The organism is Arthrobacter sp. Y3225116 (assembly GCF_059091245.1).
Window position 1 is genome coordinate 1 of sequence record NZ_JBNHGL010000450.1, and the last position, 1,151, is coordinate 1,151.

Here is a 1,151-nt window from a genome sequence, read left to right on the forward strand (position 1 = left end):
GCTGCCCCGAAGCCGCTGCCGGCGCGCCCGCCCGTGCCGCCCGCCGGCACGGCCGCGGCCGCCGCCGGCAGCGACGCCAACCCGGCGACCGGCGCGCTCTCGGTACGCCCGCCGCGTTCGGAGGTCGTCCGGCGCACGACCGAACGCGACGAGGCAATGAACGCCAAGCCGCTGGCCGGGCGAATCCTGCAGGTGGTCCTGGCGGTGCTGTTCCCGCCGCTGCTGATCATCGGGGCTATCCGGCTGGTGGCCACGCCGCTGTTCCTCTGGGCGGAATACCACCGCCCCGGGTTCCCGGCCGACAGCTTCGGCTTCAGCACCGAGGAGCGGATGACCTACGGCTCCTATGCGGTGGACTACCTGCTGAATTTCGCCGGCCCGCGATATTTGGGGGACCTCTCCGGCCCCCACGGCGGCAGCCTGTTTTTGGACTCCGAGGTCAGCCACATGGCCGACGTGAAGGGCGTGTTCCTCGCGACCATGCTCGCCGGGGCGGTCATGCTGCTGCTGACCGTCGTCGCGGTGGTCTACCTGGCGCGCCGCTACCACGGGGGGATCCGGCGCGGCCTGTTCGCCGGTTCCGCCGCGACGTTGATCCTGGTCCTGCTGCTGGGCGTCCTGGGGGCGCTCAACTGGCAGCAGTTCTTCACCGAGTTCCACCGGATCTTCTTCGCCGACGGCACCTGGACCTTCTTCGTGGACGACACCCTGATCCGCCTGTTCCCGGCCCAGTTCTGGATGGACGCCGGAATCGTCATTGCCCTGCTGGTGCTGATGGTCTCCTCGCTGGTGCTGGCGCTGACCTGGCCGACCCGCGCGCGGCGGAACCGGAGCGCCGCTGCCGCCGAAGAACAGCGCCGCCGGCACGAACTGCTGCTCGCCCGCGAGCAGGACTAGGCGGCGGCTGCCGGCCAGGGCCTAGCGGTACAGGGAATCGATCTCGGCGGCGAAGTCTTCCAGCACGGTGACGCGCTTGAGCTTCAGTGACGGCGTCAGGTGCCCGGAGGCCTCGGTGAGCTCCTGTCCGAGGACCGCGAACTTCCGGATCTGCTCGGCCCGCGAAACCAGCTGGTTGGCCTGGTCCACGGCCTGCTGCAGCTCGGCCAGGACCGTCGGGTCTTCGGCGGCCTCGGCCAGGCCGACCGGACCAG

1 protein-coding gene and 1 pseudogene are annotated in these 1,151 nt (G+C 70.7%); one reads left to right on the forward strand and one right to left on the reverse strand.

Annotated elements, in window-relative coordinates; translation table 11 throughout:
* On the forward strand, window positions 1-897 hold an 897-nt coding region (locus AC5RV2_RS18210; protein WP_494093495.1), incomplete at its 5' end, for a TIGR01906 family membrane protein.
* A 21-nt stretch (window positions 898-918) separates the two neighbouring features.
* Here the strand turns inward: AC5RV2_RS18210 and AC5RV2_RS18215 are convergent.
* Window positions 919-1,151, reverse strand: a pseudogene (locus tag AC5RV2_RS18215) (long-chain fatty acid--CoA ligase); the annotation flags it as partial.